Here is a 23,544-nt window from a genome sequence, read left to right on the forward strand (position 1 = left end):
GTTAGGTCAACGCCAGACGGGTATATGGTTGAAACCGGGGTCCCGGTGCCCCAGATATACCCCAGAAACCCGAAGGGGACGGGCACGCTGCCGAAATCGGGGCCTGAACCGTCCGCCGCTTGAAAAGGACCGAGCATGCAAGAGCTGAACTCCTCTTATCCCGTACTGCCGCTGCGCGACATCGTGGTTTTCCCCCACATGATCGTGCCGCTTTTCGTGGGGCGGGAAAAATCCGTGCGTGCGCTGGAAGAGGTGATGGCCGACGACAAGCAGATCCTGCTGTCCAGCCAGATCGACGCCGCCGCCGACGACCCCGATGCCGACGGCATCTATCGCAGCGGCGTGCTGGCCAACGTGCTGCAACTGCTGAAACTGCCCGACGGCACCGTCAAGGTGCTGGTCGAGGGGCAAAGCCGCGTGCGGATCACCGAATTCCTTGAAAACGACTCGTTCTTCGAGGCGCGCGCCGAGGCGCTGGAGGAAGAACAGGGCGACCAGGCCGTGATCGAGGCGCTGCTGCGTTCGACCGCCGAGGAATTCGAACGCTACGCCAAGGTGAAAAAGAACATCCCCGAAGAGGCGCTTGTCTCGGTGTCGGAAACCTCCGAGGCCGACAAGCTGGCCGACCTGATCGCCGGGCACCTGGGCATCGAGGTGGAACAGAAGCAGGAGCTTCTGGAAACCCTCAGCGTGAGCGAGCGGCTGGAAAAGATCTATGGCCTGATGCAGGGCGAAATCAGCGTTCTGCAGGTCGAGAAGAAGATCAAGACCCGCGTCAAGTCACAGATGGAGAAAACCCAGCGCGAATATTACCTGAATGAGCAGATGAAGGCCATTCAGAAGGAGCTGGGCGACGGCGAGGAAGGCGAGGGCGAAATCGCCGAGCTGGAAGAGCGGATCGCCGGGACCAAGCTGTCGAAAGAGGCCCGTGAAAAGGCCGATGCCGAGCTGAAAAAGCTCAGGAACATGAGCCCGATGAGCGCCGAAGCGACAGTGGTGCGCAACTACCTCGACTGGATGCTGTCGATCCCGTGGAACGTGAAAAGCCGCACCAAGAAGGATCTGTCGAAGGCGCAGGAGATCCTGGATACCGATCATTACGGCCTTGAAAAGGTCAAGGAACGGATCGTGGAATACCTGGCCGTGCAGCAACGCTCGAAAAAGCTGAAGGGCCCGATCATGTGCCTTGTCGGCCCGCCGGGCGTGGGCAAGACGTCGCTGGGCAAGTCGGTGGCCCGCGCCACGGGGCGCGAGTTCATCCGCATCAGCCTGGGTGGTGTGCGCGACGAATCCGAGATTCGCGGCCACCGCCGGACCTATATCGGCTCGATGCCGGGCAAGATCATCCAGGCGATGAAAAAGGCCAAGACGAACAACCCGCTGATCCTGCTCGATGAAATCGACAAGATGGGGCAGGATTTCCGCGGCGACCCGGCAAGCGCGATGCTCGAGGTGCTGGACCCCGAACAGAACTCGACCTTCGTCGACCACTATCTCGAGGTCGAATACGACCTGTCGAACGTGATGTTCCTGACCACGGCGAACTCCTACAACATGCCGGGGCCGCTGCTGGACCGGATGGAGATCATTCCGCTGGCCGGCTACACCGAGGACGAAAAGCGCGAGATCGCCAGGCAGCACCTCGTGCCCAAGCAGATCAGGAACCACGGGCTGCGGAAAAACGAGTTCTCGATCAGCGACGACGCGCTGGACGAGATGATCCGCCGCTACACCCGCGAGGCGGGCGTGCGGAACCTGGAGCGTGAGCTGGCCAAGGTGGCGCGCAAGGCGATCACCCGGATCGTCAAGGGCGAGGTCAAGTCGGTCGAGGTGACCGCCGGGAACCTCGACGACTACCTGGGCGTCAAGAAGTTCCGCTACGGCCTGGCCGAGAAAGAGGACCAGGTCGGCGTCGTGACCGGGCTGGCCTATACCTCCGTCGGCGGCGACCTGCTGCAGATCGAGGCATTGCGCCTGCCGGGCAAGGGCCGGATGAAGACCACCGGCAAGCTGGGCGACGTGATGAAGGAATCGATCGACGCGGCCAGCAGCTATGTCCGGTCGATCGCGCCCCAGATCGGTGTCAAACCGCCGCGCATGGACCAGTGGGACATCCACGTTCACGTGCCCGATGGCGCCACGCCCAAGGACGGGCCCAGCGCCGGTCTGGCAATGGTGACGGCCATCGTGTCGACGCTGACCCAGATTCCCGTCCGCAAGGATATCGCCATGACCGGCGAGGTGACGTTGCGCGGCAACGCCACCGCAATCGGCGGGCTCAAGGAAAAACTGCTGGCGGCCTTGCGGGGCGGCATCACCACGGTGCTGATCCCGGAAGAGAACGAAAAGGACCTGGCCGAGATCCCCGACAACGTGAAGGAAGGGCTCAACATCATCCCCGTCACCCATGTCAGCGAGGTGCTGGAGCGCGCGCTTGTGCGTCAGCCGGAACCGATTGAATGGAACGAAGCCGCCGAAGAGGCCGCCGCCGCCAAGGCCGCGGCGCAGGGGGCAGGCGACGGGCAGGGTGCCGTCGCGCATTAAGCGCAGGCCATGCCCCGGAAAACACCAAAGGCGCGCCCCCCGTGGCGCGCCTTTTTGCGTCGGCTGCCGCATGAAAAGGCACCGCGCATCGCGGTTGATGTGAAAGCGGCACATGTCCCGCGACTGTTTATCCTTTCGTTAACTCATGGGTAGAGTCGGGCGCGGTTTCGCGCTAGGATGTTGACAGAGCAGAAACAATTACAGGGCAGTATCCCCATGGCCAGCACGACGCGCCGTACCGCGACGAAACCGGCAACCAAGACGACCGCCAAGCGCAGCACCACGCGCAAATCCACGGCAAAGGCCCCGGCGGAGACCGCGAAGAAATCCACGGCCAAACCCGCCACCGCCGCCTCGGCCACGCCGCTCGCTGCAGACAGCGCCGCCAAGGCTGCCGCCGTCGCCTCGGTCGAGAAAGCCGCGCCGAAACCCACGGTAATCACCAGCGAGGCCCCGGCGCTGAGCGCGCCCGAGATGAAGAAGAAGGAACTGATCGAGGCGGTCGTCGCCCGCTCGGGCATCAAGAAAAAGGATGCCAAGCCGGTGGTCGAGGCGATGCTTGCGATCCTTGGCGAAGAACTGGGCAACGGGCGCGAGATGAACCTCAACCCGCTTGGCAAGGTCAAGATCAACCGCATCAAGAAACTGGCCAAGGGCCGCGTGGTGATGTGCAAGCTGCGCCAGAACGAGCAGCAGGAAAATGCCGGCAAAGACCCCCTTGCGAAGGCCGCCGAGTGAGGCTAAAAGCCCCCGCACCGGGTGATTAGCTCAGTGGTAGAGCGCTTCGTTCACATCGAAGATGTCAGGAGTTCGAATCTCTTATCACCCACCAGGATTTCGGGCGCGCGGGGCAACCCTGCGCGCCTTTTTCGTTGCGAAAGGACGTAAGCGATGCCGCCGTTCCCGCCACTCTACCTGCTGCGCCATGGCCAGACCGACTGGAACCGCGACGGCCGCGTGCAGGGGCAGATGGAATCGGACCTGACCGATCTGGGCCGCGCGCAGGCGGCCCGGCAGGGTGAGATACTCAAGGCGCTGGACCTGCCGCCGGGCATTGCCGCCTGTGCCTCGCCCCTGCGGCGCACGCGCCAGACCGCCGATATTGCCCTTGGCGCGGCGGGGCTGGTGCCACGGTTTGACGCACGGCTGAAAGAGGTGCATCTGGGCCGGTGGGAGGGACAGCTTTATGCCGATCTCGCGCGCGCCGAGCCTGCGGTGTTCGACGGCAACTCGGTCCTGCGGATCTGCCTGTCGGGGCCGGGCGAGGGCGCCGATACCCTGCGCGCCCGCATCGCCGCCTTCCTGGACGATCTGACCGGACCCGCCGTGGTGGTCAGCCACGGCGTCGCGCTCAGCGTTCTGCGGGGGATCGTCCTGAACGCCGGGATGGATGAAATGGAGGCGATGAGCCGCGATCAGGGCGTCGTGTGGGAGCTGCGCGACGGGCGCGAGATCACCCACCGCTGACGCTTTTCCCGGCATTCGTGCCTGACCTGCCACTACCCGCTTGCAAGGCGCGCGCGCATTGGCTACATCCGGCCGGGTCGGGTGATTAGCTCAGTTGGTAGAGCGCTTCGTTTACACCGAAGATGTCGGGAGTTCGAGTCTCTCATCACCCACCAGTTTCCCCTTTGAATCACCGGCTTTCGCTTGCTGCGCGCGGGATTGCGGGCTAGGCGAAAGGCGACTTGCCACGGAGCGCAGCCATGCCCGGTTTCACCCGCTATGCCGTCTACTACCTGCCGCCGCCCGGTCCGCTGGCGACCTTCGGCGCGCATTGGCTGGGCTGGGACGTGCAGGCGGGCAGGGCGGTCGCGCAGCCCGATGTGCCGGGGATCGACAGGATCACCGGACAGCCCCGGAAATACGGGTTTCACGCGACGCTGAAACCGCCGTTCCGGCTGGCGCCGGGGGGCGACGCCGCCGCGCTCGGGGCGGCGCTCGACGTGCTGACCGCGCGGATGACCCCGGCGCTGTGCGACGGGTTGCAGGCCGACAGGCTGGGCCGGTTCCTGGCGCTGCGCCCGGTGGGGGGCGTGGCGGCGATCGCGGGCGTGGCGGCGGGGATCGTCGAAGGGCTCGACCATTTTCGCGCGCCGCCCGACCGCGATGAGCTGGCCCGCCGCCGCAAAGCCCGGCTGACGCCCGCGCAGGACGCGCTGCTGACGCGCTGGGGCTATCCTTACGTGATGGAAGAGTTCCGCTTTCACATGACGCTGACCGGCCCGCTGGCCCGCGACGAGGCGGACACGGTCAGGGCGCATCTGGACGCACGGCTGCCGGAACTGCCCGCGCCCTTCGTCCTCGACCAGGTGGCGCTGGTGGGCGAGCAGGCGGATGGCATGTTCCGCGAAATCTCCCGCTTTTTCCTGCGCGGCTGAGACTCGCAAACGATATATCTTGCCAAACATAACGAATCCGTGTGAATTGCCTGCATGAGCGATCCGCACCCATCCCCGGCACCCGCGCCGCGCCTGCATGTCAAGGTCATCTTCGGCGACCGGCTGATCCTTGGGCCGGGCAAGGCCGACCTGTTGGAACATATCCGCGAAACCGGCTCGATCTCGGCGGCCGGCCGTGCCATGTCGATGAGTTACAAGCGCGCCTGGGGCCTTGTGGAAGAGATGAACACGGCTTTTCAGAAGCCGCTGGTCGTCTCGGCCCGGGGTGGCGCGCAGGGCGGCGGCGCGCATCTTACCGACGCCGGCGAGGCCGTCCTGACGCATTTCCGAAAGCTTCAGGACATCATGGCTGAGGCCGGCGCCGCCCGTGTCGGGGCGCTTCAATCCATGTTGGGGGATATATCCGATGAAAAATAACGTATGGGCCGCGGCGCTGCTGTGCCTTGCCTCTGCGATCCCGGCCCGGGCCGAGGATCAGCAGGTCACCGTCTTTGCCGCCGCCAGCCTGACCACGGCCCTGACCGAGATCGGCGACCGGTTCGGGGCAGAAACCGGGATCGACGTGGTGCTGTCCTTTGCCGGGTCCTCGGCGCTGGCGCGGCAGATCGAGTCCGGGGCGCCCGCCGATATCTTCATCTCGGCCAATCCCGGCTGGATGGACCGGATCGAAGAAAGCGGGCTGGTCGAACCGGGCAGCCGCCGCGACCTGCTGCGCAACGCGCTGGTGCTGGTGGCGCATGATGCCGCGACGCCCGCCGTCACGCTGGATGGCGACACCGACCTGGCGGCGATGCTGGGGCAGGGGCGGCTGGCCATGGCGCTGGTCGATGCGGTGCCCGCGGGCATCTACGGCAAGGCCGCGCTGACCTCGCTGGGCCTGTGGGACAGGATCGAGCCGCAGGTAGCGCAGGCCGACAACGTGCGCGCCGCGCTGGCGCTGGTGGCCACGGGCGCCGCGCCGCTGGGGATCGTCTATGCCACCGATGCCGTGGCCGAGCCGCGCGTCACCGTGATCGCGCAGTTCCCCGGCGACAGCCACCCGCCGATCCTCTATCCCGTGGCCGACCTGACGACCCGCGACACTGCCGCCGAGGATGCCTTTCTCACCTATCTGGGCAGCGACGCGGCGCGCGCCGTGTTCGGGGCGCAGGGATTCGGCGTGATCGGTGAGTAACCTGCTGGCCAACTGGCTCGGCCCCGAGGAATGGCGCGCGGTCGCGCTGTCGCTGCAGGTGTCGTTCTGGGCGGTGGCGGCCAGCCTGCCGCCGGGCCTGTTCATCGCCTATGCGCTGGCGCGCTGGCGTTTCCCGGGCAAGCAGTTGCTGAACGGGCTGGTGCACCTGCCGCTGATCCTGCCGCCGGTGGTCACCGGCTATATCCTGCTGCTGGGGCTCAATCCCAACGCGCCGTTGGGCCGGGCGCTGGCCGAAATCGGCATCGTCTTCGCCTTCAGCTGGACCGGCGCGGCGCTGGCGGCGGCGGTCATGGCCTTTCCGCTGATGGTGCGCGCCATCCGGCTGGCGATCGAGGCGGTGGACCCGAAGCTGGAACAGGCCGCCGCCACGCTGGGGGCCGCGCCGGTCTGGGTGTTCCTGACCGTGACCCTGCCGATGGTTCTGCCGGGGATCGTGGCGGGCGCGATCCTGGCCTTTGCCAAGGCGATGGGCGAATTCGGCGCCACGATCACCTTCGTGTCGAACATCCCCGGCCAGACCCGCACGATCCCATCGGCCATCTATGCCTTTTTGCAGGTGCCGGGCGGTGAAAACGCCGCGATGAAGCTGGTGCTGGTCTCGGTCACGGTGGCGATGGCGGCGCTTTTGCTGTCGGAATGGGTGGGCCGGCGCGTGGCCGCAAGGGTGGGCGGGCGCGATGCTTGAGGTGTCGCTGACCCACCGTTTCGAGGGCATCGCACTCGATATCGGGTTTCAGGCCCCCGCCGGGCTGACCGTGCTGTTCGGCCGGTCGGGGTCGGGCAAGACCACGATCGTCAACGCGGTGGCCGGTCTGCTGCGCCCCGACGCGGGCCGCATCGTGGTGGACGACCGCGTCCTGCTGGACAGCGCGCGCGGCATCCACCTGCCGCCGCATCGCCGGCAGCTTGGCTATATCTTCCAGGAGGGGCGGCTGTTTCCCCACCTGACCGTGCGGCAGAACCTGAAATTCGGCGCGTGGTTTTCCGCCCGCACGCCCCCGCGGGCCGAGTTCGACCGGGTGGTCGGCATGCTGGGCATCGGCCCGCTGCTGGACCGCCGGCCCGGCGCGCTGTCGGGGGGCGAGAAACAGCGGGTGGCGATCGGCCGTGCGCTGCTGTCGGCGCCGCGCCTGATCCTCGCGGACGAGCCGCTGGCCGCGCTCGACGCGCCCCGCAAGGCCGAGATCCTGCCCTATTTCGAACGGCTGCGGGACGAGGCGGCGGTGCCGATCCTCTATGTCAGCCATTCGGCGTCCGAGGTGGCGCGGCTGGCCACGACCGTCGTTGCGCTGGAGACCGGGCAGGTCATCCGGCAGGGCCCGGCGGCCGAGGTGCTGGGCGACCCCTCCGTCCTGCCCGCCGGCGCGCGCGAGGCCGGCGCGGTCCTGAGCGCGCGCATCGCCGCGCAGCACGAGGACGGGCTGACCGAGCTTGACGCCGGCGGCCACCCGCTGTTCCTGCCGCGCATCGCGGGCGATACCGGCACGCCGGTGCGGCTGCGCATCGCCGCGCATGACGTGATCCTGTCGCGCGAGCGTCCCGTTGGGCTGTCCTCGCTGAACATCCTGCCGGGAACGGTGGCCGAACTGCGCGCGGGCGAGGGCCCCGGCGCGATGGTGGCGCTCGACACGCCGGCGGGCCGGGTTCTGGCGCGCATCACCCGCCGTTCGGCCAGTGCGCTGGAACTGGCGCCGGGGCAGAGCTGCCACGCCATCGTGAAATCGGTGGCGGTCGCCCCGGACGATATCGGGGGGAGGTGAGGGGCGCTTTCACGACAGTCGAATGCTGCACCCTGCCCGGAACAGCCGCGAAGCGGCCCGGGCATCGCGCGGCCGCCCCCCGGCCGGGCGATTGGCTGCCGCAGGTGCCACGGTCTGAAGGAGGATGTGGCTGGACGATAAAGTGGCAGTAACAACCGTCGGATCGCCCGACCGCGGCCATGCGATGCCCTCTATTGCGATCCGTTCGAAGGGTCGAAAAAATCCCCAACCGCCCCTTGACCTTCCCGTGACTGGAAGCCCTATCTGGAGCTGGAATGATAAAGGGGATTACCGATGCCATTCCAGGCGACACTCGAAATCGACAAGATGAATTGCGGCGGCTGCGCGGCGCGGGTCGACCGCGCCCTGGCCGCGCAGGATGGCGTCAGCGACGTCAGCGTCAACCTCGCGGGCGAATCCGCGCATCTGGTGCTGGACGATACCGCGCGGCTGGGCCAGGTGGCCGCCGCGCTGGACAAGGCCGGCTATCCCGCGCGGCAGGACGAACTGACGCTGCAGATCGCCGGCATGAATTGCGGCTCTTGCGTGGGGCGGGTCGAACACGCGCTGGCCGCAGTGCCGGGTGTGCTTGACGTGTCGGTCAACCTGGCCTCGGAAACCGCGCATCTGCGTTATCTCAGGGGGGTGACGGATATCGCGGCGCTCCTGTCCGCCGCCGAGGCGGCGGGCTATCCCGCCACGCTGCCCGAAACCGACCAATCCGAAAGCCGCACCGCCCGCAAGGCGCAGGAGGCCCGGCTGCTGGCCCGCGACACCGCGATCGCCGGGGCGCTGACCCTGCCGGTCTTCGTGCTGGCGATGGGGGCGCATACGATCCCCGCCTTCCATCACTGGATCGAGGCCACCATCGGCACGCAGGCAAGCTGGCTGATCCAGTTCGTGCTGACCACGCTGGTGCTGGTCTGGCCGGGGCGGCGGTTCTACCGCATCGGCGTGCCCGCGCTGCTGAAGGGCGCGCCCGACATGAACAGCCTTGTGGCGCTGGGAACGGCGGCGGCCTATCTCTATTCGCTGGTCGCCACCTTCGCGCCGGGCCTGCTGCCGGCCGAGAACCGCGCCGTCTATTACGAGGCCGCGGCGGTAATCGTGACGCTGATCCTGCTGGGCCGCTGGCTGGAAGCGCGGGCCAAGGGCCGCACCGGCGCGGCGATCCAGTCGCTTCTCGACATGCAGGAACGCACCGCGCGGGTGGAGCGCGACGGCACCGTGACCGAGATCGCCGCCGAGGCGTTGCAGATCGGCGATATCGTCGTGGTGCGCCCGGGCGAACGGCTGCCCACCGATGGCGAGGTGCTGGATGGCAAGACCCGGATCGACGAAAGCATGCTGACCGGCGAACCCGTCCCGGTCGAGAAATCCGCCGGCGACCCGGTGACCGGCGGCACAGTCAACGGCGCCGGCACCCTGCGGTTCCGCGCCACCGCCGTGGGCGGCGATACCACGCTGGCGCAGATCATCCGCATGGTCGAGGATGCGCAGGGCGCCAAGCTGCCGATCCAGGGGCTGGTGGACCGTATCACGCTGTGGTTCGTGCCCGCCGTGATGGCGGCGGCGGCGCTGACGGTGCTGGTCTGGCTGGTATTCGGCCCCGATCCGGCGCTGACGCTGGCGCTGGTCGCCGGGGTGTCGGTGCTGATCATCGCCTGCCCCTGCGCGATGGGGCTGGCCACGCCCACCTCGATCATGGTGGGGATGGGCCGCGCGGCGCAGATGGGCGTGCTGTTCCGCAAGGGCGACGCGCTGCAGCAACTGGGCAACGTGCGGATCGTCGCGCTGGACAAGACCGGCACGGTGACCGAGGGCCGCCCCGAACTGACCGAGCTGGAGCTTGCGCCGGGCTTTGCCCGCGCCGATGTGCTGGCGAAACTGGCCGCGGTCGAGGCGCGGTCCGAGCATCCCATCGCGCAGGCGATCACCCGCGCCGCGCAGGCCGAAGGGGTGCAGGACAAGGCGCAGATGGCCGATTTCGACTCGATCACCGGCTACGGCGTGCGCGCCACGGTCGATGGCGCGACGGTGCTGGTCGGCGCGGACCGCCTGATGACGCGCGAGGGGATCGACCTCAAGGCGCATGCCGAAACCGCCGCCGCGCTGGCGGGCGAGGGGCGCAGCGCGCTGTTCGCCGCCATCGACGGGCAGATCGCCGCGGTGATCGGCGTGGCCGATCCGGTCAAACGCTCCAGCCGCGCGGCGATCGCGGCGCTGCACGCGCAGGGGCTGAAGGTGGCGATGATCACCGGCGACCGCGCGGAAACCGCGCAGGCCATCGCCCGGCAGACCGGCATCGACCACGTGATCGCGGGGGTTCTGCCCGACGGCAAGGTCGCGGCCATCGACGAGCTGCGCAAGGGCGGCAGGCTGGCCTTTGTCGGCGACGGCATCAACGACGCCCCGGCGCTGGCGCAGGCCGATGTGGGCATCGCCATCGGCAGCGGCACCGATGTCGCCATCGAGGCGGCGGACGTGGTGCTGATGTCGGGCGACCTGCGCGGCGTGGTCAACGCGCTTGCGGTGTCGCGCCGCACCATGGCGAACATCCGGCAAAACCTGTTCTGGGCCTTCGGCTACAACGTCGCGCTGATCCCGGTGGCGGCGGGTGTCCTCTATCCCGCCACGGGGCTTTTGCTGTCGCCGATGCTGGCGGCGGGGGCGATGGCGCTGTCCTCGGTCTTCGTGCTGTCGAACGCGCTGCGCCTGCGCAACATCCGCCCCGCGATGGACGAACGCGCCGGGGTGCAACCGGCCGCGCCCCGCGCACAGCCGCAGCCGACCCCGGCCGAATAAGGAGAGCGCCATGAATATCGGAGAGGTCGCCCGACGCTCCGGGCTGCCGGCCAAGACGATCCGCTATTACGAAGAGATCGGCCTGATCCGCCCGCGCCGCAGCGACAACGGCTATCGCAGCTTTGCCGGAACCGACCTGCACAAGCTGGCCTTTATCGGCCGCGCCCGCGCGCTGGGGTTCACCATCGAGGAGTGCCGCACATTGCTGGCGCTTTACGAGGACGAAACCCGCGAAAGCGCCGAGGTCAAGCGCGTGGCGCAGGATCACCTGCGCCATATCGACGAAAAGATCGCCGAGTTGCAGGACATGCGCGCCACGCTGTCCCACCTGGTGCGGGCCTGCGCGGGCGACGACCGCCCCGATTGCCCCATCCTCCGGGGGCTGGCCGACCCGGAAACCGCCGGATAACGAAAAGGCCCCCCGGGATCGCTCCCGGGGGGCCTTGTTTTTCGCTATCGCTCAGGCTCAGGCCGCCAGGTCGAACCGGTCGGCGTTCATCACCTTGGTCCAGGCCGCGACGAAATCGCTGACGAATTTCTCCTGGCCATCGTCCTGGGCATAGACCTCGGCATAGGCCCGCAGGACCGAGTTCGAGCCGAACACCAGGTCGGCGCGGGTGGCCGTCCATTTCGTCTTGCCCGAGGCGCGATCCGCGATCTCGTAGAGGTTCGCCTCCTTCGGCACCCAGCTGTTGGCCATGTCGGTCAGGTTGACGAAGAAATCGGTCGTCAGCGCGCCCGCACGGTCGGTAAAGACACCGTGCCCGGTGCCGCCGTGGTTGGTGCCCATGGCCCGCATCCCGCCGACCAGAACCGTCATCTCCCTGGCGGTCAGGCCCAGCAGTTGCGCCCGGTCGAGCATCAGCTCTTCGGCGGAAACGACGTAGTCCTGCTTCATCCAGTTACGGAAACCGTCTGCGACGGGCTCCAGCCACTTGAACGAATCGGCATCGGTCATCTCGTCGGTGGCATCGCCACGACCCGGCGCGAAGGGCACCGTGATGTCGAAACCGGCGGCCTTGGCGGCCTGTTCGATCCCGACATTACCGGCCAGAACGATCACGTCCGCGACGCTGGCGCCGGTTTCCGCCGCGATCGGCTCAAGCACGGCCAGGACCTTTTGCAGCCGGGCCGGTTCGTTGCCTTCCCAGTCCTTCTGCGGGGCCAGCCGGATGCGCGCGCCATTGGCGCCGCCGCGCATGTCCGAGCCGCGGAAGGTGCGCGCGCTGTCCCACGCGGTTGCGACCATCTCGGCCACCGGCAGGCCGGCAGCGGCGATCTTCGCCTTCACCGCGTCCACGTCATAGCCGGTCGAACCGGCGGGAACCGGGTCCTGCCAGATCAGGTCTTCCTGCGGCACTTCCGGTCCGATCCAGCGCGCCTTGGGCCCCATGTCGCGATGGGTCAGCTTGAACCAGGCGCGGGCGAAGGTGTCGTTGAAATACTCGGGATCGGCCATGAACTTCTGGCAGATTTCCTTGTAGGCCGGATCGAAACGCATCGCCATGTCGGCATCGGTCATGATCGGGTTGTGGCGCTTGGACGGGTCGGTGGTGTCCACCGGCTTGTCCTCTTCCCTGATGTTCACGGGCTCCCACTGCCAGGCGCCGGCGGGCGATTTCTGCAACCACCAGTCATAACCGAACAGCAGGTCGAAATAGCCCATGTCGAACACGGTGGGGTGGGTGGTCCAGGCCCCCTCGATGCCCGAGGTCACGGCATTGGTGGCCTTGCCGCCCATCGCCGGGTTGTTCCAGCCAAGGCCCTGCATTTCCAGCCCCGCGGCTTCGGGCTCGGCCCCCAGCAGCGCGGCGTCGCCATTGCCATGGGTCTTGCCGACGGTGTGGCCGCCCGCGGTCAGCGCGGCGGTTTCCTCGTCGTTCATCGCCATCCGGGCAAAGGTTTCGCGCACCTGCTGGCCGGTCTTGATCGGATCGGGCTGGCCGTTCACCCCCTCGGGGTTTACGTAGATCAGGCCCATCTGCACCGCGGCCAGCGGGTTTTCCATCGTATCGGGCTTTTCGACATCGCCATAGCGTTCGTCGGACGGCGCCAGCCATTCCTTTTCCGCGCCCCAGTAGGTGTCTTTCTCGGGGTGCCAGATATCCTCGCGGCCGAAGGCGAAGCCATAGGTCTTGAGGCCCATGGATTCATAGGCGACGTTGCCGGCCAGGATGATCAGGTCGGCCCAGCTGATGCTGTTGCCGTATTTCTTCTTGATCGGCCACAGCAGGCGGCGGGCCTTGTCGAGGTTGGCGTTGTCGGGCCAGCTGTTCAGCGGTGCGAAACGCTGGTTGCCGGTGCCGCCGCCGCCACGGCCGTCGGCCACGCGGTACGACCCCGCGGCGTGCCATGCCATGCGGATCATCAGGCCGCCGTAATGGCCCCAGTCGGCCGGCCACCAGTCCTGGCTGTCGGTCATCAGCGCGGTCAGGTCTTTCTTCAGCGCGTCGACATCCAGCTTTTCCAGTTCCTTGCGATAGTCGAAATCCGGGTCCATCGGGTTGGTCTTGGAATCGTGCTGGTGCAGGATGTCGAGGTTCAGGGCGTTGGGCCACCAGTCCATGACCCCCGCTCCCGTTTCGGTGTTGCCTCCGTGCATTACAGGGCATTTGCCCGTCGGCATGTCGTTCCCGTCCATCTGGCTCTCCTTTGCTCAAGTGTATCGGTGACAGGTTTGGAGTAAGCCGGCAGATGACCCGCGCCGCAATGCGACCCGTTCGCCCCCGATTCCTCCTCGCTCCGGCGAAACTTTAGCATCATTCTAAATAAGAAAGAATTTGGATTTACCTATTGTTGTGATAATCAGGGGTTATGATCGGATTGACCATGAAACACCTGCGATACTTCGCGGCCCTGTCCCGTCACCGCCATTTCGGCAGGGCGGCGCAGGCCTGTGCGATCTCGCAGCCCGCCCTGTCTGTGCAGATGAAAGAGCTTGAGGCGATCCTGGGCGCACCGCTGATCGAACGCAGCGCGCGCCAGATCCGCCTGACCCGCCTGGGCGAGGCGCTGGCCGAACGGGCCGAGGATATCCTGCGCGCCGTGGACGAGATCGAGGACCTGGCCCGCAGCGCCCATGACATGATGGCCGGGCGGCTGCGGATCGGGGTGATTCCGACGATCGCGCCCTACCTGCTGCCGGCGCTGATCAAGCACCTGTCGCAACGGTTTCCGGGGCTCGACCTGCGCCCGCGCGAGGCGGTGACCCAGACCCTGATACAGGAGCTTCTGGATATGCGGCTGGACATGGGCATCGTCGCCCTGCCGGTCTCGGAACCCGCGCTGCACGAAGAGGTGCTTTTCGACGAGGAATTCATGCTGGTGCGCCCCGACACCGATGCCGACAAGCCCGTGCCGCGCGCCGAAACCCTGCGCGAGATGCGCCTGCTGCTGCTGGAAGAGGGGCATTGCTTCCGCGACCAGGCGCTGTCGTTCTGCAATATCGGGCAGGCCACGCCGCGCGACCTGATGGAGGGCAGCACGCTGGCGACGCTGGTGCAGATGGTGGGGGTGGGCATCGGCGTGACGCTGATCCCCGAAATGGCGGTCGCCACCGAAACCTCCTCGGCCGCGGTTTCGGTGGCACGGCTGCCCGAACCGCGCCCCAAACGCCGCATCGGCATGGTCTGGCGCAAGACCTCGCCGCTGGCCCCGCACCTGGCCGGGATCGCCGCGGCGCTGCGCGCGATGCACGACACGGGCGAGATCGGCGGCCGGATGGCGGCCTAACCCGGCGGCTGGCTGCGGCTCAGGATCACCGGGCAGCGCGCGGCGTCGATCAGCGCGCGCAGGGCGGCGGGGCCGGGCAGGGGATCGGCACCGAGGTCGAGGACGACCGCCGCCGCCGGTATCCGCGCAAGCCGGGCCAGCAGTTGCGCGTCATTCGGCAGCGTCGCGGTCTCGGTGCCCAGCGACCGCGCGATATCGCCGGCAAACCGCGCGGTTTCGGGGCTGGCGCCCCCGGCGCCCGCAACCAGCACGACGCGCCCCGGCAGCCGGTGCAGCAACCGGCAGCCCAGGATCACCACGTCCCAGCTTTCGGTGAACCGCGCGATGCGCCCGATCTCTTCGGGCTGGTCCTGGAACACCCAGCGGCGGCTGCGCGCCACGGCGGCCAGGCGCGCGCGGAACTGCGTCGCCTCGCGCGCGGGCCAGCCGGCCGACGGGGTGTCGGGCGCGGGCAGCAGCGCACCGCCCGGCGTGACAAGGCGCTGCCGGGCAAGCCGGGGGATCGCGCCGATATCGGCCGCGCGCAGCAGCAGCCCACCGAGCTCGGTCATGTCCCTGTCCGGCAGGCGTTCGACAAGGCGCAGCGCGGCCTCGGCATCGGCCAGGCTTTCCGCGCCGATCAGGATTCGCAGGCCGGTGCCGCGCGTGGTCATAGCTGCCCCCCGGTGCCGTCCGGGCGGCGCATGAAATCGCGCCGGGCCTCGGCAAAGCCGCGCAGCCGGGCCTCGACCCGCGCGTTGACCGACCCCTCGGGAAAGGCGCCCTTATCGTCGCGCTGTCCGGCCTCGACCCCGGTCAGCAAGGCGATCCCTTCGTCGATATGGGCCACCGGGATCACCCGGAACTGCCCGTCGCGCACCGCCGCGACCACCTCGTCGGCCAGCATCAGGTGCTCGACATTGGCCTGCGGTATCAGCACGCCCTGCGTGCCGGTCAGCCCGCGCGCGCGGCAGGTTTCGAAGAACCCTTCGATCTTTTCGTTGACCCCGCCGATGGCCTGCACCTCGCCCGCCTGGTTGACCGACCCGGTGACCGCAAGCCCCTGGTCGATCGGCACCCCGGACAGCGCCGACAGCAGCGCGTAAAGCTCCGCCGACGAGGCGCTGTCGCCGTCGACGCCGCCATAGCTTTGTTCGAACACCAGGCTGGCATGGAGCGAGAACGGCACGTCGCGCGCATAGAGCGCGGTCAGGTAGCCCGAGAGGATCATCACCCCCTTGGAATGGAGCGGGCCGCCCAGGTCCACCTCGCGTTCGATATCGACCAGCTTGCCCGCGCCCATCCGCACCCGCGCGGTGATGCGCGAGGGGCGGCCGAAGCTGTAGTTTCCCAGCCCGATCACCGACAGCCCGTTGATCTGCCCGACCTTCGCGCCCCCGGTGTCGATCAGGACGGTGCGGCGGGCGATCGCCTCTTGCATACGGTCCCTGATGCGGCCGGCGCGGCGATCCTGCGCGCGGCTGGCGCGGTCGATATCCTCGGCCTCGACATGGGGCGCGTCGCGGGTTCCGGCGTAATGCGCGGCCTCTTTCAGCAGATCGCCGATCTGGCCCAGGCGCAGCGACAGGCGGGTGTTGTCCTCGGCCCGCCGGGCGGCCTCGTCGATGACGCGGGCGACGCCCCCGGCGGTGATCGGGCGCAGCCCCTCGCGCCGGGCATAGGCGCCGATCAGCCGGGCATAAAGCGTGTTGGTATCGTCGTCGCGCGCCACCGATTCCTCGAAATCGGCCTGCAGCTTGAACAGGTCCGCGAAATCGGGGTCGAGCATCACCAGCAGCGCATGCAGCCGCCGGTCGCCGATCAGCACGACCCGCAGGTTCAGCGGGATCGGGTCGGGATCGAGCGAGGTGGTGGACATCAGGCTCATCCGCTCGGCCAGCGAGGTGATGTTGACCGAACATGTCTTGAGGCATTGCTTGAGCGCCTCCCACGCGTAGGGTTCCGACAGCACCTGCCGCGCCTCGATCATCAGGAAGCCGCCATTGGCGCGGTGCAGCGCGCCGGGCTTGATCATGGTGAAATTGGTGACCAGCGAGCCCATCTGCGACACATGTTCGATCCGGCCCACAAGGCGGTCCAGCGTCGGGTCATGCTCGGTTTCGACGGGCGCGCCCATGCCGTTTTCGCCCGCGTGCGACACCATCACGTTGACCGCGTAGCGATCGAAGGCCGGGTCTTCGTGGAACTTGCGCAGCGGGCCGGGAAAGCCCCCGTCGGCACCCTGCGCCGCGGCCTGCAGGAACAGCGCGGCATGGGCGATGATGTCCTGCTGTACGGCTTCGATATGGCGGGCGACGCTGTCGATGGCGCGCAGTTCGGCGTCGAACTCCTCGATCCGGGACGAGACGGTGCGGCTGGCGGTTTCGGCGTTCAGCTTCTCGATCCGCCTGGCATGGGCGCGTTCCAGCTTGGGCGCCTGGCGCAGCACCTCGGCCAGTTCCTCCTGCAGGCGGGCGATTTTCTCTTCGATTTCGCCCTGTTCCTGTTCGGGCAGCTTGTCGAAATCCTCGGTCTTCAGAACCTCGCCGTCGCGCAGCGCGGTCAGCATGAAACCCATCGGCGTGCGCATCAGCGCAACGCCCTCGGATTTGGCGCGGTCGGCGAAATCGCTCATCGCGCCTTCCTGTTTTTCGCCGTATTCCTGGTCGATGGCGCGGCGGCGGGTCTGGTAGTCGTCGGAGTCGAAGGCCGCGGGCAGGTCGCGGGCCAAGTCGTTCACCAGGTCCTGCATCGCCTGGCGCAGCCGTGGCGCGATGCCCGGCGGCAGCGACAGCGCGCGCGGTTTGTGCGGCGCGTCGAAATTGTTGACATAGACCCAGTCGGAGGGCAGGGCGCGCTGCGCCGCCTGCGCGCGCAGCAGCCGTTCGCTGGCCGCGTGGCGGCCGGTGCCGCTGGGGCCCAGCACGAACAGGTTGAAATCGCGGTGCGGCACCTCGGCCGAAAGGCGAATCGCCTCGAGTGCGCGATCCTGCCCGATCAGGTCGCTGTCATCGGGCAGTTCGTCGGTGGTGCGAAAGGGCAGCGTGGCCGGATCGCAGCGCGGGCGCAGCTTTTCGGGCGGCAGATCGGGCATGGCGGTTTCTTTCTTGCGACAATCCTATGGGTATGTAGCAGAAAACCCCGGTGGGGCACATGCGGGGTTCGATACCTTGTCCAAATGTCGCGGGGCGCCGCCGCCCGCGGCCGCGCGTTCAGGCGCTTTCGGCGATGGGCGGGACGGCGTCGTGATAGGCCATGTACCCGCGCCGGATCGCGATCTGGTCGGCGATGAATTTCGCATCGTGCCACACCCCCCAGATAAAGGACGATCCCCGCCGCGATTGCCACGGCAGGCCGACGAAATAGACGCCCGGCACCTTTGACACCCCGCGCTGGTGGATCGGGCGGCCCCTGTCGTCGAAACTATCGACGTCGAGCCAGCCATAGTCCAGCGCATATCCGGTGGCCCAAAGGATCGTGGAGACGCCGGCCTGCGCCAGGTCGAGCGTGCGCAGCGGGTCGGTGACGCAGGCCGGATCGGGCGGGATCATCCGCGCCTGCGGCTCGGGCGGCAGGTCGAGCCCGTTCTCAGTGATATAGGCATCGGCCTCGTCCAGCACCGACAGGTAATTCTCGTCGCCCTTGCGCAGGTTCCCGGCCAGGTCGGGGGCGAAGTGCATGACGCCGTCCTGACACCCCTCGGTCATGCCGACAAGGGTCATGCCCCGGTTGGCCAGCGCGCGGAATTCCACGGTCTTGCCGCCATCCGCGCCGCTGACCGCAATGGTCACATGCTCGGTGCCCGGACCGGGCGTTTCGGCGTTCCACATGCCCAGCACGCCCAGCCACCAGACGAAATCACGCCCGCGATAGCGGCGCGGCGGGCGGTCATGCGGCCCGACCGACAGGTAAACCTGCCGCCCGGCGCGCATCAGTTCCTCGGCGATCTGCACGCCGGACGAGCCCGCGCCGACCACCAGAACCGCGCCTTCGGGCAGTTGGGCGGGGTTGCGGTAGGCGTTGGAATGCAGCTGCATGACGGGCGCATCCGCCGGCACGATGGGCGGGATCACCGGGCGCTGGAACGGGCCGGTCGCGGCGACGATGGCCTGTGCCTCGATGGCCCCGGCCGAGGTTTCGGCCCGGAACCCCGCGCGGCCGGACAGCTGCGTCACGCGCGTCACCTCGACCCCGCAGCGGATGGGTGCGCCGATCCGGGCGGCGTAATCGACGAAATAATCGGCCACGGCATCTTTATCCGCAAAATCCTCGCCGCCGCAGGAAAATTCCATGTTGGGAAAGCGGTCATGCCAGGCCGGGCCGTTCGCCACCAGCGAATCCCACCGCTCCGACCGCCAGCGTTCGGCGATCCGGGCGCGCTCCAGCACCAGATGCGGAATGCCCTGCGCGCCGAGGTGTTCGCTCATCGCGATCCCGGCCTGCCCGCCGCCGATGACGAGCGTGTGTGTCTGTTCCATCGCGTGTATCCCTTGCCCTGTTCAAAACCAGCCTAGGCGAGGGGGCGGGTTTGTCCAAACACGCAAATGACAAAGCCCTGCTTGGGTTCTTGCTAATCTCTGTTAGCCTTGCGCTAAGCAGGGCTGAGGCAGTCCCTGCTTTCCACCCTGCGGCAAAATACCGATCCTGCAAGCGACAGGACGATCAACAGGAGATGCGACATGGCCAGGGATATTCCTGACGATGGCAGTATGGACGGGCTGCGCGCTGCCGCGACCGCGCAGTTCGAAACCGCGCGCGCGATGCCGCCCGGGGTTTACACCTCGGACAGCTTTCTTGCGCTCGAAATGGAACATATCTTCGGCCAGGAGTGGTTTTGCGTCGGCCGGTCCAGCGCGCTGTCGGAACCGGGCGACTACCTGACCTGCGACCTTGCCGGGCAGCCGGTGATGGTGCTGCGCGACAATGACGGGCAATTGCGCGCGCAGTCGAATGTCTGCCTGCATCGCATGTCCACCCTGCTGCAGGGGCGGGGCCATGCGCGCCGGATCGTCTGCCCCTACCACGCCTGGACCTACAACCTGGACGGATCGCTGCGCGGCGCGCCCGCGATGTCGCGTAACAGCGGGTTCTGCAAGGACAATTATCGCCTGCCGCAGGTCCGGTGCGAGGAATGGCTTGGCTGGGTCTTCGTCTCGCTCAACCCCGAGGCGGCGCCGGTGGCCGACGCGCTGTCCGCGCTGGAGGAGATGATCGCGGGCTACGACATGGCGCGCTATACCGAGTCGTTCTTCGAGGAACATGTCTGGGACACCAACTGGAAGGTGCTGGCCGAGAATTTCATGGAAAGCTACCACCTGCCGGTCTGCCATGCCGGCACCATCGGCGGGCTGTCCAAGCTGGACGAGATGATCTGCCCGCCGGGGCACGCGGCGTTCAACTATCACACCATCCTGAAGGACGAGAGCCTGCGCATTGCCTGCGCCCACCCGTCGAACGACCGGCTGCAGGGCGACGAGCGGCGCATGACCTACCTGATCGCGATCTACCCGTCGCTGCTGATCACGCTGACGCCGGGGTATTTCTGGTATCTGTCGCTGCTGCCCAAGGGGCCGGGGCAGGTGCATATCCGGTTCGGCGGCGGCATGTCCGACGATTTCGCGGGCGATGCGGATGCGGCGGAAAACTTCACCCGGTTGAAAACCCTGCTGGACGAGGTGAATGTCGAGGATCGCGGCTGCACCGAAAAGGTGTATCGCGGGCTGTCCTCGCCGCTGGCGCAGGCCGGGCACCTGTCGCACCTGGAACGGCCGAATTACGATTTCGCCCGCTACCTGCTCAGCCGGGTCGAGGCCGGGCAGGACGCGGCATAAGGGGCAGGTCATGACACATCACAGGATACGCAAGTTCAACACGCGCGACACCTATCCCGAGCAGAAGCTGGACAACGACCTTGCGCAGGCGGTCGTCACCTCGGGCGGGCGCATCGTCTGGATGCGCGGGCAATGCCCGCAGGACCTGGACACGGCGGTGAATATCGACAGCCACGATCCGGTCGAACAGACCCACAAGGTGATGCAGAACATCCGCCAGCTTATCGAAGAGGCGGGCGGCGAGATGGCGCATCTGGTCAAGGTCGTGGTCTATATCACCGACGTGCGCCACCGCGAGGCGGTCTATCGCACGATGGGGGAATATATCCGCGGCGTGCACCCGGTGTCGACCGGGCTGGTGGTGCAGGCGCTGGCGCGGCCCGACTGGCTGGTCGAGATCGACGCCACCGCCGTAATCCCCGACTGACGCGGCCGAGGAGAAAAAGATGACGTTTTCACTGGTGGCGCGTTGCGAGAAGACGGGGATGTTCGGGGTGGCGATTTCCTCGTCCTCTCCGGCGGTTGCGGCGCGCTGCGCCTATGCGCGGGCGGGCGTGGGGGCGGTCGCCTCGCAGAACGTGACGGACCCGACGCTGGGGCCGCTGGCGCTGGACCTGATGGCACAGGGTATGAGCGCCGCGCAGGCGGTGGACGAGGTCAGGCGGCAGGGGAAATTCATCGAGTACCGGCAGGTTCTGGCGGTGGACGGGCAGGGGCGCACGGCCATCCATTCGGGGCCGAACTCACTGGGCATCTGGACGCAGGCGCAGGGGGCGAACGTGGCCTCGGGCGGGAACCTGCTGGCAAATGACGGGGTGCCGCAGGCCATCGTCGACGGGTTCCTGGGGGCAACGGGCCATCTGGGCGACCGGCTGATCGCGGCGCTGCGCGCGGGGCTGGCGGCGGGGGGCGAGGCCGGGCCGGTGCATTCGGCGGGCATGATGCTGGTCGACCGTGTGCCCTGGCCGGTGGCCGATCTGCGCTGCGACTGGACCGAAGATTGCCCGGTCGGGGCGGTGGCCACCGCATGGGACATCTACAAGCCGCAGCTTGAGGCATATGTGCAGCGCGCGCTCGATCCGCGGGCGGCGCCGTCCTATGGCGTTCCGGGCGACGCATAGGCCGGCTTGCCAACCCGGCGCGGCGCGGTCACTCTGGTATGGACGGGACTGCGCGCGAGGTCGGGACATGCTGAGGTATACCCTTCGGCAGCTGGAATATTTCGTGGCCGTGGGCGAGGCGGGCAGCATCGCCCGCGCCGCCGAGCGGATCAACGTGTCGTCGCCGTCGATCTCGGCCGCGATCACCCAGCTTGAGCAGGAATTCGGCCTGCCGCTGTTTGTGCGCCAGCACGCGCAGGGCCTGTCGCTGACGCAGGCCGGGCGGCAGATGCTGGACCAGGCCCGCACCGTGCTGCGTGAGGCGGGCGCGATGATGGATATCGCCGGCGACATCGCGGGCACGGTGCGCGGCCCGATGTCGGTGGGTTGCCTTGTCACCTTTGCCCAGATCGTCCTGCCGGCGCTGCGCCGCGGGTTCGAGGCGGTCTTTCCCGACATTCGCCTGCGCCAGCACGAGCTGAACCAGCTTGAGATCTTCAGCGCGCTGCGCCGGTCCGAGATCGACCTGGCGCTGACCTATGACCTGTCCCTGCCGTCGGACCTGAAATTCGAGCCGCTGCTGAGCCTGCCGCCCTTTGCCCTGCTGGACGAGGGGCACCCGCTGGCCGGGCGGCGGGAGGTGACGGTCGAGGATCTGAAGGAATATCCGATGGTCCTGCTGGACCTGCCGCTGAGCGCGGATTACTTCCTGTCCTTCTTCGACGGGATCGGCGCCCGCCCGCGCGTGGCCGAGCGCACCCGCGACATGGCGGTGATGCGCAGCCTCGTGGCCAACGGGTTCGGTTATTCCATTGCCAATGTGCGCCCGCTCAACACCCTGTCGCCCGATGGCAAGCCGTTGCGCTTTGTCCCGATCCGGGGCGCGCCCCGGCCGATGCAGATGGGGCTTTTGATGGCGCGGGACGCGGGCAAGTCGAACGCGGTGCGCGCCTTTGGCCAGCATTGCCGCGAGGCGGTGCAGGGCGGCGCGCTGCCGGGGATCGGCGGGATCGTGGTCACGGAACGGTCCTGACGGCATCGGGATATTGGGGGACGCATGGCGGAAACGCTCGACATACTCGACCGGCTGATCGGTTTCGACACGGTCAGCGCGCGGTCGAACCTGGGCCTTGTGGATTTCACCGGCGATTTCCTGCGCCAGCGCGGCTTTGCCGTGACCCGCGTCACCGATCCCGGCGGCGACAAGGCGGGGCTGTTCGCATCGCTGGGGCCGCCCGGTGCCGGGGTGCTGTTATCCGCGCATAGCGACGTGGTGCCGGTGGCGGGGCAGGACTGGACCCGCGCGCCGTTCCGCCTGACCGCCGAAGGCGAGCGCCTTTACGGGCGCGGCACCACGGATATGAAGGGGTTTCTGGCCGCGATGCTGTCCGCCGCCGACCGCGCCAGCCGCGCGCCGCTGAAGGAACCGCTGAAGCTGGCGATCTCTTACGACGAAGAGGTCGGCTGCCTTGGCATCGCGCGGATGATCGGCGCGCTGGAGCCCGCCATCGGCCTGCCGCGCGCCTGTATCGTGGGGGAACCCACGAACATGCAGGTAGCGACCGGCCACAAGGGCAAGCAGGCGCTGCGCGTTCTGTTCCACGGGCAGGCCGGGCATTCGGCGTTGGCGCCGCGCTTCGTCAATGCGCTGCATCCGGCGGCCGACATGGTGCAGGCGATGCGCGAGTTGCAGCGCGACCTGGAAGAGAGCGGCGCCCGCGATGCGGCCTATGACATTCCGTTCAGCACGGTGCATGTCGGGCGGCTGACGGGGGGCGAGGCGCTCAACATCGTGCCGGACCGGGCGGAATTGCTGATCGAGTTCCGCCACCTGGCCGGGGACGACCCGACGGGGATAAGGCAGCGGATCGAGGGGGCGGCACGGCGGATCACCCATGCGCATGGTGCCGGCGCGGCGGTCGGGATCTCGGAAATCGCCGCCTATCCCGGCCTTGCCACGCCCGAAACCGACGCTTTCGTGGCTGAAGTGCAGGCACTGGCGGGCACGACGGGCACCACCAGCGTGGCCTTCGGCACCGAGGCGGGGTTCTTCGACGCGCTTGGCATTCCCAGTGTCGTCTGCGGCCCCGGCTCGATGGAGGGGCAGGGCCACAAGCCCGACGAATACATCACGCGCGATCAACTGGCGGCGTGTGACGCAATGCTGCGGCGGCTGGTGGCGCGGATGTGCTGACC

General features: G+C 67.8%; 20 protein-coding genes and 2 tRNA genes. 18 read left to right on the forward strand and 4 right to left on the reverse strand.

What is annotated here, in order from left to right:
• Positions 1-135: 135 nt before the first annotated feature.
• The 12 genes from lon to cueR all read left to right on the forward strand — a co-directional run bounded on the left by lon (position 136) and on the right by cueR (position 11,115).
• A complete protein-coding gene (gene lon, locus F3H87_RS14570; RefSeq protein ID WP_149787620.1) occupies positions 136-2,544 on the forward strand; it encodes an endopeptidase La in 2,409 nt (802 codons plus the stop codon).
• Between the two features lie 216 nt (positions 2,545-2,760).
• Positions 2,761-3,282, forward strand: coding sequence for an HU family DNA-binding protein (locus tag F3H87_RS21985; RefSeq protein WP_223228075.1), 522 nt, complete (start codon positions 2,761-2,763; stop codon positions 3,280-3,282).
• A 19-nt stretch (positions 3,283-3,301) separates the two neighbouring features.
• Positions 3,302-3,376: transfer RNA gene (locus F3H87_RS14580), tRNA-Val, on the forward strand.
• A gap of 59 nt (positions 3,377-3,435) precedes the next feature.
• Complete coding sequence (locus F3H87_RS14585; RefSeq protein ID WP_149787621.1) at positions 3,436-4,011, forward strand: histidine phosphatase family protein; 576 nt, start codon at positions 3,436-3,438, stop codon at positions 4,009-4,011.
• A gap of 79 nt (positions 4,012-4,090) precedes the next feature.
• Positions 4,091-4,166, forward strand: a tRNA-Val gene (locus tag F3H87_RS14590).
• Positions 4,167-4,250: 84 nt separating this feature from the next.
• Entirely contained in the window at positions 4,251-4,925 is a 675-nt protein-coding gene (locus tag F3H87_RS14595) for a DUF1045 domain-containing protein (protein ID WP_149787622.1), read from the forward strand.
• 54 nt (positions 4,926-4,979) lie between these two features.
• Complete coding sequence (locus F3H87_RS14600) at positions 4,980-5,363, forward strand: winged helix-turn-helix domain-containing protein (protein ID WP_149787623.1); 384 nt, start codon at positions 4,980-4,982, stop codon at positions 5,361-5,363.
• Positions 5,353-6,120 carry a molybdate ABC transporter substrate-binding protein gene (gene modA / locus F3H87_RS14605; protein WP_149787624.1) on the forward strand — a complete coding sequence of 256 codons (768 nt, stop codon included), beginning with the start codon at positions 5,353-5,355 and terminating at the stop codon, positions 6,118-6,120. The genes F3H87_RS14600 and modA overlap by 11 nt, the downstream gene beginning before the upstream one ends.
• A gap of 4 nt (positions 6,121-6,124) precedes the next feature.
• Positions 6,125-6,826: a molybdate ABC transporter permease subunit gene (gene modB / locus F3H87_RS14610; RefSeq protein WP_149787695.1), complete on the forward strand. Its 702-nt coding sequence runs from the start codon at positions 6,125-6,127 to the stop codon at positions 6,824-6,826.
• A complete protein-coding gene (gene modC / locus F3H87_RS14615; RefSeq protein WP_149787625.1) occupies positions 6,819-7,901 on the forward strand; it encodes a molybdenum ABC transporter ATP-binding protein in 1,083 nt (360 codons plus the stop codon). Before modB ends, modC begins: the two co-directional genes overlap by 8 nt.
• A gap of 294 nt (positions 7,902-8,195) precedes the next feature.
• Entirely contained in the window at positions 8,196-10,706 is a 2,511-nt protein-coding gene (locus tag F3H87_RS14620) for a heavy metal translocating P-type ATPase (protein WP_149787626.1), read from the forward strand.
• A 10-nt stretch (positions 10,707-10,716) separates the two neighbouring features.
• Positions 10,717-11,115 carry a Cu(I)-responsive transcriptional regulator gene (gene cueR / locus F3H87_RS14625; protein ID WP_149787627.1) on the forward strand — a complete coding sequence of 133 codons (399 nt, stop codon included), beginning with the start codon at positions 10,717-10,719 and terminating at the stop codon, positions 11,113-11,115.
• 57 nt (positions 11,116-11,172) lie between these two features.
• Here cueR and katG read toward each other — a convergent pair whose 3' ends face one another.
• On the reverse strand, positions 11,173-13,347 hold the full coding sequence (katG, locus tag F3H87_RS14630; protein WP_149787628.1) for a catalase/peroxidase HPI: 2,175 nt from the start codon (positions 13,345-13,347) through the stop codon (positions 11,173-11,175).
• Between the two features lie 173 nt (positions 13,348-13,520).
• On the opposite strand from katG, the gene F3H87_RS14635 reads away from it, so the two are divergent.
• Entirely contained in the window at positions 13,521-14,438 is a 918-nt protein-coding gene (locus F3H87_RS14635; RefSeq protein ID WP_149787629.1) for a hydrogen peroxide-inducible genes activator, read from the forward strand.
• On the opposite strand, the gene F3H87_RS14640 is transcribed toward F3H87_RS14635, so the two are convergent.
• The 3 genes from F3H87_RS14640 to F3H87_RS14650 form a co-directional block, all read right to left on the reverse strand.
• A complete protein-coding gene (locus F3H87_RS14640) occupies positions 14,435-15,091 on the reverse strand; it encodes a hypothetical protein (protein WP_149787630.1) in 657 nt (218 codons plus the stop codon). The two genes, F3H87_RS14635 and F3H87_RS14640, sit on opposite strands and share 4 nt — an antisense overlap.
• Entirely contained in the window at positions 15,088-17,511 is a 2,424-nt protein-coding gene (locus F3H87_RS14645; RefSeq protein ID WP_149787631.1) for a Lon protease family protein, read from the reverse strand. Before F3H87_RS14645 ends, F3H87_RS14640 begins: the two co-directional genes overlap by 4 nt.
• A gap of 118 nt (positions 17,512-17,629) precedes the next feature.
• A complete protein-coding gene (locus tag F3H87_RS14650) occupies positions 17,630-18,895 on the reverse strand; it encodes a flavin-containing monooxygenase (RefSeq protein WP_149787632.1) in 1,266 nt (421 codons plus the stop codon).
• A 231-nt stretch (positions 18,896-19,126) separates the two neighbouring features.
• Here F3H87_RS14650 and F3H87_RS14655 point away from each other — a divergent pair, with 231 nt between their 5' ends.
• From F3H87_RS14655 to argE, 5 genes are all read left to right on the forward strand, one after another.
• Positions 19,127-20,248, forward strand: a complete 1,122-nt coding sequence (locus tag F3H87_RS14655) for an aromatic ring-hydroxylating oxygenase subunit alpha (protein WP_149787696.1) — start codon at positions 19,127-19,129, stop codon at positions 20,246-20,248.
• 10 nt (positions 20,249-20,258) lie between these two features.
• The gene (locus F3H87_RS14660) at positions 20,259-20,675 is read left to right on the forward strand and encodes a RidA family protein (protein WP_149787633.1); all 417 of its coding nucleotides are present in this window, start codon (positions 20,259-20,261) and stop codon (positions 20,673-20,675) included.
• Between the two features lie 19 nt (positions 20,676-20,694).
• Positions 20,695-21,369 (forward strand): DUF1028 domain-containing protein, encoded by a 675-nt coding sequence (locus tag F3H87_RS14665; RefSeq protein ID WP_149787634.1) that lies wholly within the window; start codon positions 20,695-20,697, stop codon positions 21,367-21,369.
• Between the two features lie 67 nt (positions 21,370-21,436).
• Positions 21,437-22,381 carry a LysR family transcriptional regulator gene (locus F3H87_RS14670; protein ID WP_149787635.1) on the forward strand — a complete coding sequence of 315 codons (945 nt, stop codon included), beginning with the start codon at positions 21,437-21,439 and terminating at the stop codon, positions 22,379-22,381.
• Positions 22,382-22,405: 24 nt separating this feature from the next.
• Entirely contained in the window at positions 22,406-23,542 is a 1,137-nt protein-coding gene (argE, locus tag F3H87_RS14675; RefSeq protein ID WP_149787636.1) for an acetylornithine deacetylase, read from the forward strand.
• The last annotated feature ends 2 nt before the right edge of the window (positions 23,543-23,544 follow it).

This window comes from Lutimaribacter pacificus (assembly GCF_900142185.1).
Taxonomy (GTDB): domain Bacteria; phylum Pseudomonadota; class Alphaproteobacteria; order Rhodobacterales; family Rhodobacteraceae; genus Lutimaribacter; species Lutimaribacter pacificus.

What these genes read in the sequence shown, in the direction of transcription:
- lon (WP_149787620.1), top strand. Translation starts at nt 136, where the DNA reads ATGCAAGAGCTGAACTCCTCTTATCCCGTACTGCCGCTGCGCGACATC.
- F3H87_RS21985 (WP_223228075.1), top strand. Translation starts at nt 2,761, where the DNA reads ATGGCCAGCACGACGCGCCGTACCGCGACGAAACCGGCAACCAAGACG.
- F3H87_RS14585 (WP_149787621.1), top strand. Translation starts at nt 3,436, where the DNA reads ATGCCGCCGTTCCCGCCACTCTACCTGCTGCGCCATGGCCAGACCGAC.
- F3H87_RS14595 (WP_149787622.1), top strand. Translation starts at nt 4,251, where the DNA reads ATGCCCGGTTTCACCCGCTATGCCGTCTACTACCTGCCGCCGCCCGGT.
- F3H87_RS14600 (WP_149787623.1), top strand. Translation starts at nt 4,980, where the DNA reads ATGAGCGATCCGCACCCATCCCCGGCACCCGCGCCGCGCCTGCATGTC.
- modA (WP_149787624.1), top strand. Translation starts at nt 5,353, where the DNA reads ATGAAAAATAACGTATGGGCCGCGGCGCTGCTGTGCCTTGCCTCTGCG.
- modC (WP_149787625.1), top strand. Translation starts at nt 6,819, where the DNA reads ATGCTTGAGGTGTCGCTGACCCACCGTTTCGAGGGCATCGCACTCGAT.
- F3H87_RS14620 (WP_149787626.1), top strand. Translation starts at nt 8,196, where the DNA reads ATGCCATTCCAGGCGACACTCGAAATCGACAAGATGAATTGCGGCGGC.
- cueR (WP_149787627.1), top strand. Translation starts at nt 10,717, where the DNA reads ATGAATATCGGAGAGGTCGCCCGACGCTCCGGGCTGCCGGCCAAGACG.
- katG (WP_149787628.1), bottom strand. Translation starts at nt 13,347, where the DNA reads ATGGACGGGAACGACATGCCGACGGGCAAATGCCCTGTAATGCACGGA.
- F3H87_RS14635 (WP_149787629.1), top strand. Translation starts at nt 13,521, where the DNA reads ATGATCGGATTGACCATGAAACACCTGCGATACTTCGCGGCCCTGTCC.
- F3H87_RS14640 (WP_149787630.1), bottom strand. Translation starts at nt 15,091, where the DNA reads ATGACCACGCGCGGCACCGGCCTGCGAATCCTGATCGGCGCGGAAAGC.
- F3H87_RS14645 (WP_149787631.1), bottom strand. Translation starts at nt 17,511, where the DNA reads ATGCCCGATCTGCCGCCCGAAAAGCTGCGCCCGCGCTGCGATCCGGCC.
- F3H87_RS14650 (WP_149787632.1), bottom strand. Translation starts at nt 18,895, where the DNA reads ATGGAACAGACACACACGCTCGTCATCGGCGGCGGGCAGGCCGGGATC.
- F3H87_RS14655 (WP_149787696.1), top strand. Translation starts at nt 19,127, where the DNA reads ATGGACGGGCTGCGCGCTGCCGCGACCGCGCAGTTCGAAACCGCGCGC.
- F3H87_RS14660 (WP_149787633.1), top strand. Translation starts at nt 20,259, where the DNA reads ATGACACATCACAGGATACGCAAGTTCAACACGCGCGACACCTATCCC.
- F3H87_RS14665 (WP_149787634.1), top strand. Translation starts at nt 20,695, where the DNA reads ATGACGTTTTCACTGGTGGCGCGTTGCGAGAAGACGGGGATGTTCGGG.
- F3H87_RS14670 (WP_149787635.1), top strand. Translation starts at nt 21,437, where the DNA reads ATGCTGAGGTATACCCTTCGGCAGCTGGAATATTTCGTGGCCGTGGGC.
- argE (WP_149787636.1), top strand. Translation starts at nt 22,406, where the DNA reads ATGGCGGAAACGCTCGACATACTCGACCGGCTGATCGGTTTCGACACG.